General features: G+C 65.3%; 6 protein-coding genes and 2 tRNA genes. 4 read left to right on the top strand and 4 right to left on the bottom strand.

Annotated elements, in window-relative coordinates; all coding sequences use genetic code 11:
* Positions 1-35: 35 nt before the first annotated feature.
* Together ASE63_RS11460 and ASE63_RS11465 are read right to left on the bottom strand one after the other, a co-directional pair.
* A complete protein-coding gene (locus ASE63_RS11460; RefSeq protein ID WP_056801030.1) occupies positions 36-674 on the bottom strand; it encodes a protein-L-isoaspartate O-methyltransferase in 639 nt (212 codons plus the stop codon).
* Positions 675-876: 202 nt separating this feature from the next.
* Positions 877-950, bottom strand: a tRNA-Cys gene (locus ASE63_RS11465).
* A 168-nt stretch (positions 951-1,118) separates the two neighbouring features.
* On the opposite strand from ASE63_RS11465, the gene ASE63_RS11470 reads away from it, so the two are divergent.
* The 3 genes from ASE63_RS11470 to ASE63_RS11475 all read left to right on the top strand — a co-directional run bounded on the left by ASE63_RS11470 (position 1,119) and on the right by ASE63_RS11475 (position 3,356).
* A tRNA-Asn gene (locus ASE63_RS11470) sits at positions 1,119-1,193 on the top strand.
* 358 nt (positions 1,194-1,551) lie between these two features.
* Positions 1,552-1,857 carry a hypothetical protein gene (locus tag ASE63_RS27200; protein WP_156410304.1) on the top strand — a complete coding sequence of 102 codons (306 nt, stop codon included), beginning with the start codon at positions 1,552-1,554 and terminating at the stop codon, positions 1,855-1,857.
* A gap of 50 nt (positions 1,858-1,907) precedes the next feature.
* The gene (locus ASE63_RS11475; protein WP_056801032.1) at positions 1,908-3,356 is read left to right on the top strand and encodes a deoxyribodipyrimidine photo-lyase; all 1,449 of its coding nucleotides are present in this window, start codon (positions 1,908-1,910) and stop codon (positions 3,354-3,356) included.
* Positions 3,357-3,387: 31 nt separating this feature from the next.
* On the opposite strand, the gene ASE63_RS11480 is transcribed toward ASE63_RS11475, so the two are convergent.
* Complete coding sequence (locus ASE63_RS11480) at positions 3,388-4,182, bottom strand: SDR family NAD(P)-dependent oxidoreductase (protein ID WP_056801034.1); 795 nt, start codon at positions 4,180-4,182, stop codon at positions 3,388-3,390.
* A 209-nt stretch (positions 4,183-4,391) separates the two neighbouring features.
* Between ASE63_RS11480 and ASE63_RS11485 the strand changes: the two genes are divergently transcribed.
* A complete protein-coding gene (locus ASE63_RS11485; RefSeq protein ID WP_056801036.1) occupies positions 4,392-5,114 on the top strand; it encodes an alanyl-tRNA editing protein in 723 nt (240 codons plus the stop codon).
* A gap of 733 nt (positions 5,115-5,847) precedes the next feature.
* Here the strand turns inward: ASE63_RS11485 and ASE63_RS11495 are convergent.
* Positions 5,848-6,339: DUF669 domain-containing protein (locus tag ASE63_RS11495; RefSeq protein WP_210169313.1), on the bottom strand; the 492-nt coding region annotated here is incomplete at its 5' end.

A 6,339-nucleotide genomic window follows, 5' to 3' on the forward strand; every position in this document is an offset into this window, starting at 1 on the left:
GCCCAGTGCCGCAAAAATGCGACACTCGGATGAACTCAGAAGACAAAGGCCGGGGCCCGACGGAACTCCGATAAAGCCGGCGCAGCAGCGTCGAAAACCGGCCGCCCCGAGACGTTTCCGCCTGATTCCTGGTAAAGTTTGACCCTCGCCGAGCGGCCCAGCCCCTCGACGACGATGAGCCGCCCACCCTGGCGCAGCAGCGAAAAGAGCGTCTCCGGAGCCGTCTCGCAGGCGCCGCTGACCAGAATCGCATCGAAAGCAGCATCGGCGGGGCGATTCGCCGTGACCGACACGGCAACGCCAGCCTCGCGCAGAGCTGGCTCCGCCAGCGCATGAGCGGCCACGTCGGGCTCCCAGAGCGTGGCCTGCGTGCCCATGCGGGCCATCAGCGCGGCGCCATAGCCGGTTGCCCCGCCATATTCGAGAACGTCCTCACCCGGCTGCAGATCCAGAAGCTGGATCATGCGGGCGATCACCATCGGCGTCATCAGCGCCCGGCCCGTCCCGGGCAGCGGCACCGGCTGATCGAGATAGGCCAGATGGGCCAGCGTTTCGGGCAGGAAGGCCTCGCGCGGAACCTCGTCGGCCGCGGCCAGGACGGCGCGGTCCATCACGTCATAGGTCCGCAGTTGGCAGTCCACCATCATGCGGCGCAGTGCGGCGAAACTCTCCATGTCCCGAAATCTCCGTCCGCGGCTCTTTTGGGCATCGGCCCTGAAACCGACTGCCGGACAGACGCGGCAAAACGCCCGCCCTGCCGGCCCCGTGGCCGCCCGTGTGCTTTCTGTTCGAGTGCGCTGCAAAAGGCAAGCCGCCGCGGCCCGCGTCCACGCCGGCCCGCCGCCTGTTCAATCGAACTCTCTGGGAAAGAAAATTTGGAGGCCTCGCCCGGAATCGAACCGGGGTGCAAGGATTTGCAGTCCTCTGCGTAACCACTCCGCCACGAGGCCTTCCGCGGAGCCCACGTCTAAGCGGGCCACCGAGCGCCGCTATAACCACATGCCGCGGCCGGCTGCAACCGCCAACAGCACAGAATGATGACGGCCGGAACAATCGCGCGCTTTCCTCGGAAAAGGGGTTGCGCCGCAGCATGGGCGCCGCTATTACGCCGCCACCGATCCCGGATAGCTCAGCGGTAGAGCAATCGACTGTTAATCGATTGGTCGCAGGTTCGAATCCTGCTCCGGGAGCCAGCGTTTTGAAGGGTCTGGACGCGCAACGCGACCAGACCCTTTTGCTGTCCGCGCAAACTCCAATTACGCCCGAAAGAAGCATCGGTATCCCTGCCCTGAGCGTCGGCATGGCGATCCGCCTCCGCGCTTCGACCGCGGCGGGAATCACGGCCAGCCTTTTCCCCACCGGTCCAAGGATGGGGTGCGACGTGCCATCACCGCATAGAGCCGCTCGAATCAATCATGCAGATGGCCAGTGTTTCCGGCGAACCGGAGCTGTCGCGCCTTGAGATGAACGGCAGCGAACTGTTCGCTTCATGTGCCGTTGTGATCGGATCTGGTCTCTTCGACCGATACTGCCAACGGCAAGGAGACCGATATGCGTAGACTCATGTTAGCGGCTGCACTGGGCCTTGGCCTCGGAGCCCTGTCCGGCCCCGCCTCAGCCGCCCCCGCCTTCGGGCCGGAGCCGAACCTCGCCGAATCCGCTGGCCTGCTCGTTCAGGAGGTCCGCAATCACCGTGGATACCATCATGGCCGGCGCTACTATTCGAGCGGCCCGCGCTACTATGGCAGGCACGGACGCGGCTATGGACGCTATTACGGTGGCCCGCCGCCGCATGCGCGCGCATACGGCCGGCGCGGTCACTACTATGAAGATCGCCGGTGGGATCGCCGCTGGTGAGCTGACAAGCAACCGCCGGGCGCATCGCCCGGCGGTCAGGGGCTGACTGGATGCCTGCAACTTCCCTCCATTGGTTCCGCGACGATCTGCGGCTGGCGGACAACCCTGCTTTGACGGCTGCCGTCGCCGCCGGCCCGACGCTTTGCCTGTACGTTCTCGACGGGGGCGGCTCCCGCCGGCCTTTGGGGGGTGCCAGCCTTTGGTGGCTGTCGAAATCGCTCGCGGCGCTCGAATCAGCACTGGCGAAGAAGGGCGGGCGGCTCGTCGTGATGCGCGGCGATCCGGCGACAATCATCACGCGGCTCGTCACGCAATGCAGCATCGATCTCGTCACCTGGAATCGCCGCTATGACGGTGAAGCGGTGGCGCTGGACCGCCGCCTCAAGACCGAACTCACTGCAGCCGGCACGACGGTGGAGAGCTTCAACGCGGCCCTGCTGAACGAACCCTGGCAGGTGACCACCAAAACCGGCGATCCGATGAAGGTGTTCACCGCCTATTGGCGCGCGGCGCGCCAGCGCGGCGAACCGGCGGCCCCGCTGCCGCCACCCAAGCGAATCGAGCCGCTGAAGCTGCCGGCGGAGGTCGAAGCCCTGTCGATCACCGATCTCGCGCTCGAGCCGACCAAGCCGGACTGGGCGGGCGGACTGCGCGAAGCCTGGTTTCCGGGCGAGGCCGCGGCCGGCGAATGTCTCGGCGACTTCCTCTCCGGTCCGCTCGACGGCTATGGCGAGCAGCGCGACCGCCCCGACCGCGAGGGAACGTCACGGCTTTCGCCGTATCTGCGCTTCGGCGAGATCAGCCCGCGGCAGATCTGGCACGCGACCCGAACCGCGAGCGAGAGCGGCGAGGCGACGGGAAGCGCGGCCGATGCTGAAAAATTCCTGTCCGAGATCGGCTGGCGCGAATTCTCCTATCATCTGCTTTTCCACAACCCCGCCCTCGCGGCGGAGAACTACAACCGGCGCTTCGACGCCTTCCCCTGGCGGAAGGATTCCGCTGCGCTAAAAGCTTGGCAGCGAGGCCTGACCGGATATCCGATCGTCGATGCGGGAATGCGCCAGCTCTGGACCACAGGCTGGATGCACAACCGCGTCCGGATGATCGTCGCCTCGTTCCTGATCAAGCACCTGCTGATCGACTGGCGGCAGGGCGAGGAATGGTTCTGGGACACGCTCGTCGATGCCGATCCGGCCAACAACCCGGCGAGCTGGCAATGGGTCGCCGGCTCCGGCGCGGACGCCTCGCCCTATTACCGGATCTTCAACCCGGTGACGCAGGGGGTGAAATTCGATCCGAAGGGCGTTTACGTGCGCCGCTGGGTGCCCGAGATCGCAGGGCTGGACGATGCGGTAATCCACGAGCCTTGGAAGGCCCAGGATGCCGTGCTTCGAGATGCAGGCATTGAGCTCGGGGAAACCTATCCCCGGCCGATTGTCGAGCTCGATTTCGGCCGCAGGCGGGCACTGGAAGCGCTGCAGGTGATACGTTCCGCCTGAGCCGGGCTGCCGCTGCCCTGCGCTCTCGATCTCAAGGCGGAGTCGTTCCCTTCCGCCGACCGGCCTGGTCGAGCAGCCAGAAATAGGCCGGGCGAGGCAGCAGGTTCACGCCCTTCAGCAGCCATGACAGCCGGCGCGGAAAGGTGATCTCGAAGCCTGCCCGCGCAAAACCATCGACGATTCGCCGGGCCGCCTGCTCCTGCGGCATGATCAGCGGCATCGCCACGCTCTTGCTTCGGCTCAAAGGCGTGTCGACCCAGCCGGGATTGACGAGCTGCAGGCGGATGCCGTGCCTGTCGCATTCGAATTTCAGCGCCTCGCAGAGATGGATCACGGCGGCCTTGGAGACGCCATAGGCCGAACCGCCGGGCAGGCCGCCGAAACCGGCGATTGAGGCGTTAACGGCGATGTGCCCGCGGCCGCGCGCCGACATGCGCTCCATCACCACCGAGAGGCCGCGAGCGACCCCGACGAGGTTCACCGCGATCGTCTGCTCGAAGGCTCCCATGTCGAGAAGCCCCTTCGATGCCGGCGCGATTCCCGCATTCAGGAAGGCCAGGGCGATCGGCCCGTGAATGCTTTCGATTCCCTCGATCACGGCCGTCATCGAGCCCATGTCGGTGACGTCTCCGGCATGGGCGACAACACGGCCGGGCAGCCCCTGGGCGCGCTGCGCGACATTCTCGAGCAGTTCGAGGCGGCGCGCCGTGATCGCGACCGTCCAGCCCCGCCGCGCCAGTTCCAGCGCCACGGCCTCGCCGATCCCCGAGCTGCCGCCGGTGATCCAGGCGACGCCGTCCTGCGGCAGCATGCGCGGCAATGACATGGAACCTCACGGGTAGCTCGGGCAGCCGGAGCCTGTGTAGGGCCAGCTCTACCTTGGCGGAAGGGGCCGCACCGACACAGCCGCAGGACGCAGCCGCTGCCTCGGCCGGCCGAAACAGCTGTGGCATGCCCTGCCCGATCCGTGCAATCTCCGCTCCCTTTCCGGAGCCTGCGCGCCAGGCCGGCTCCCCGACAGCGAGCCCACGTATCATGCCGACCGACCTGCTCTTTCGCGAGAATGCCTATCTCACCGAGACGAAGGCGGCGGTCGAGGCCGTGAACGAACGCGGCGGCATCATTCTTGACCGCACCGTCTTCTATGCGACCGGCGGCGGGCAACCCGGCGATTCCGGGACGCTGCGGCGCGAGGACGGGAGCACGATCGCGATCGGCACTGCGATCTACGACCCCGAGGATAAGAGCCGCGTGATCCATGTGCCGCTCGAAGGGCAGCCGCTGCCTAGTCCGGGCGAGACGCTGACGGCCGTGCTCGACTGGGAAAAGCGGCTGAAGCGCATGCGCATCCACACCGCGCTGCATCTGCTCAGCGTCGTGCTGGCTTATCCTGTCACCGGCGGCTCGATCGCGGATGGCGACGGCCGGCTGGATTTCGACATTCCGGAGGGCGGCCTCGACAAGGCGGAGATCACTGACAAGCTCAACGCGCTGATCGCCCGCAATGCCGATGTCAGCGAACGCTGGATCACCGACGCCGAACTCGATGCGAATCCGGGCCTCGTCAAGACGATGTCGGTGAAGCCGCCGCGCGGCTCGGGCCGGGTCCGGCTTGTCGCGATCGGTGACATCGACCTGCAGCCTTGCGGCGGCACTCATGTCCGCAACACCGCCGAGATCGGCCTTGTCGCGGTCACCGATATCGAGAAAAAGGGCAAGCAGAACCGGCGGGTACGGATCGCGCTGGCGCTGGCCTGAATTAAATCAATTAGTTAGAGGGCATATGCTGAAACACATACCGGCCCTCCCCGCTTCCCATTGGACGTTGACCAAAAAGCACCGCCTCTGTGATATCATAACGAACAGCCTAACTGACAACGTGGCAAATACGGACAATAAGGCCAATAGGAAACCCGCCCCCATCTCTGAGGGCGGGCTATCGCGGCGCTGCTGCTGCGGGTTTCGCCTCGCGAATGATTCGCTGGTACTCGTTCGCTCGGTAGGCGTAGGATCGTTCGCGCAGGAGTCTCGCGATGCAAAATCAAGGATCGGGCCGCAACGACGTCCAGTATTTTTTTCTAATCTCGTCAGAGCACGGGTACCGAGAGGCGCTATCGCGCATCAGAGTACTGGACGGCGCCAAAGCGAAGAGCCCCGAAGAACACGAGCGCGACGCGCTGGAACTCGCCGTCTCCCGCTATTTGATGGGAGCCGAGCCGCGCACTCACTAGGCATTAGCGCAAGAAAGCCGGCCACCCTTACGAGTGACCGGCCTCGTTGCGGTGGCCTCTGGCGTTTCCGCAGGTTGCCTTCCGCTTTTCACGTAACACGAATAAGGTCGTGGTGCGCCGCATTTCGGCCCTACCCGGCGCGCCGTGTTGCTGGCCGTTGCGGCTTTGGTCGGGCGGTGGCGCCGGGTTATTCAAATTGCCCCCAAGCCTGAACGACCCGGCGTCCCTGAAAGGGGCCACGATTCTCAGGCAGCCTTCCGCTACCCGGTCGTCCTCACATCCGGGTAGCGGGGCTCGGGTGCTGGCTCGTCCCCGAACAGATATTCCTTGATATTATTCTCGAGTTCGCCCGTGTCCTTTCGGGCCTTGATGCCAATCTTCACGCGGAACGGGATAAAGTGGAGCTCCGCGGAATCCTCCGGCGCCAGCACTCCGGTCGCCCGCCGCAGGCCAGCGAATTCGCGCTGTCCGGTCTCCTGCGCCGTGTCGTTCTGGTTCTCGAGGTTGTATTTGATGTAGAACGGGCGGCCGTCGTGATCGCCGCCAACGACCTGGGCCTTGCAGGCCAGCAGCATGCCCGTGCCCTTAGACGTCGCCTTGTACTCGCTCTCCACGATCTCTAGCGTGTATTCACCAGCCGGGAGCGGCGTATATGTGTTTCGGCGTGCAAGTTTGACCCCTTGAGGCGGGGGATCGGCGTCCAACTTTGACCCCCTTGAGCCGGTTTCGGTGAGACTGCCCGTTCTGGTTTC

Source organism: Allobosea sp. Root381, from assembly GCF_001429395.1.
GTDB lineage: Bacteria > Pseudomonadota > Alphaproteobacteria > Rhizobiales > Beijerinckiaceae > Allobosea.

What these genes read in the sequence shown, in the direction of transcription:
- ASE63_RS11475 (WP_056801032.1), top strand. Translation starts at nt 1,908, where the DNA reads ATGCCTGCAACTTCCCTCCATTGGTTCCGCGACGATCTGCGGCTGGCG.
- ASE63_RS11480 (WP_056801034.1), bottom strand. Translation starts at nt 4,182, where the DNA reads ATGTCATTGCCGCGCATGCTGCCGCAGGACGGCGTCGCCTGGATCACC.
- ASE63_RS27200 (WP_156410304.1), top strand. Translation starts at nt 1,552, where the DNA reads ATGCGTAGACTCATGTTAGCGGCTGCACTGGGCCTTGGCCTCGGAGCC.
- ASE63_RS11485 (WP_056801036.1), top strand. Translation starts at nt 4,392, where the DNA reads ATGCCGACCGACCTGCTCTTTCGCGAGAATGCCTATCTCACCGAGACG.
- ASE63_RS11460 (WP_056801030.1), bottom strand. Translation starts at nt 674, where the DNA reads ATGGAGAGTTTCGCCGCACTGCGCCGCATGATGGTGGACTGCCAACTG.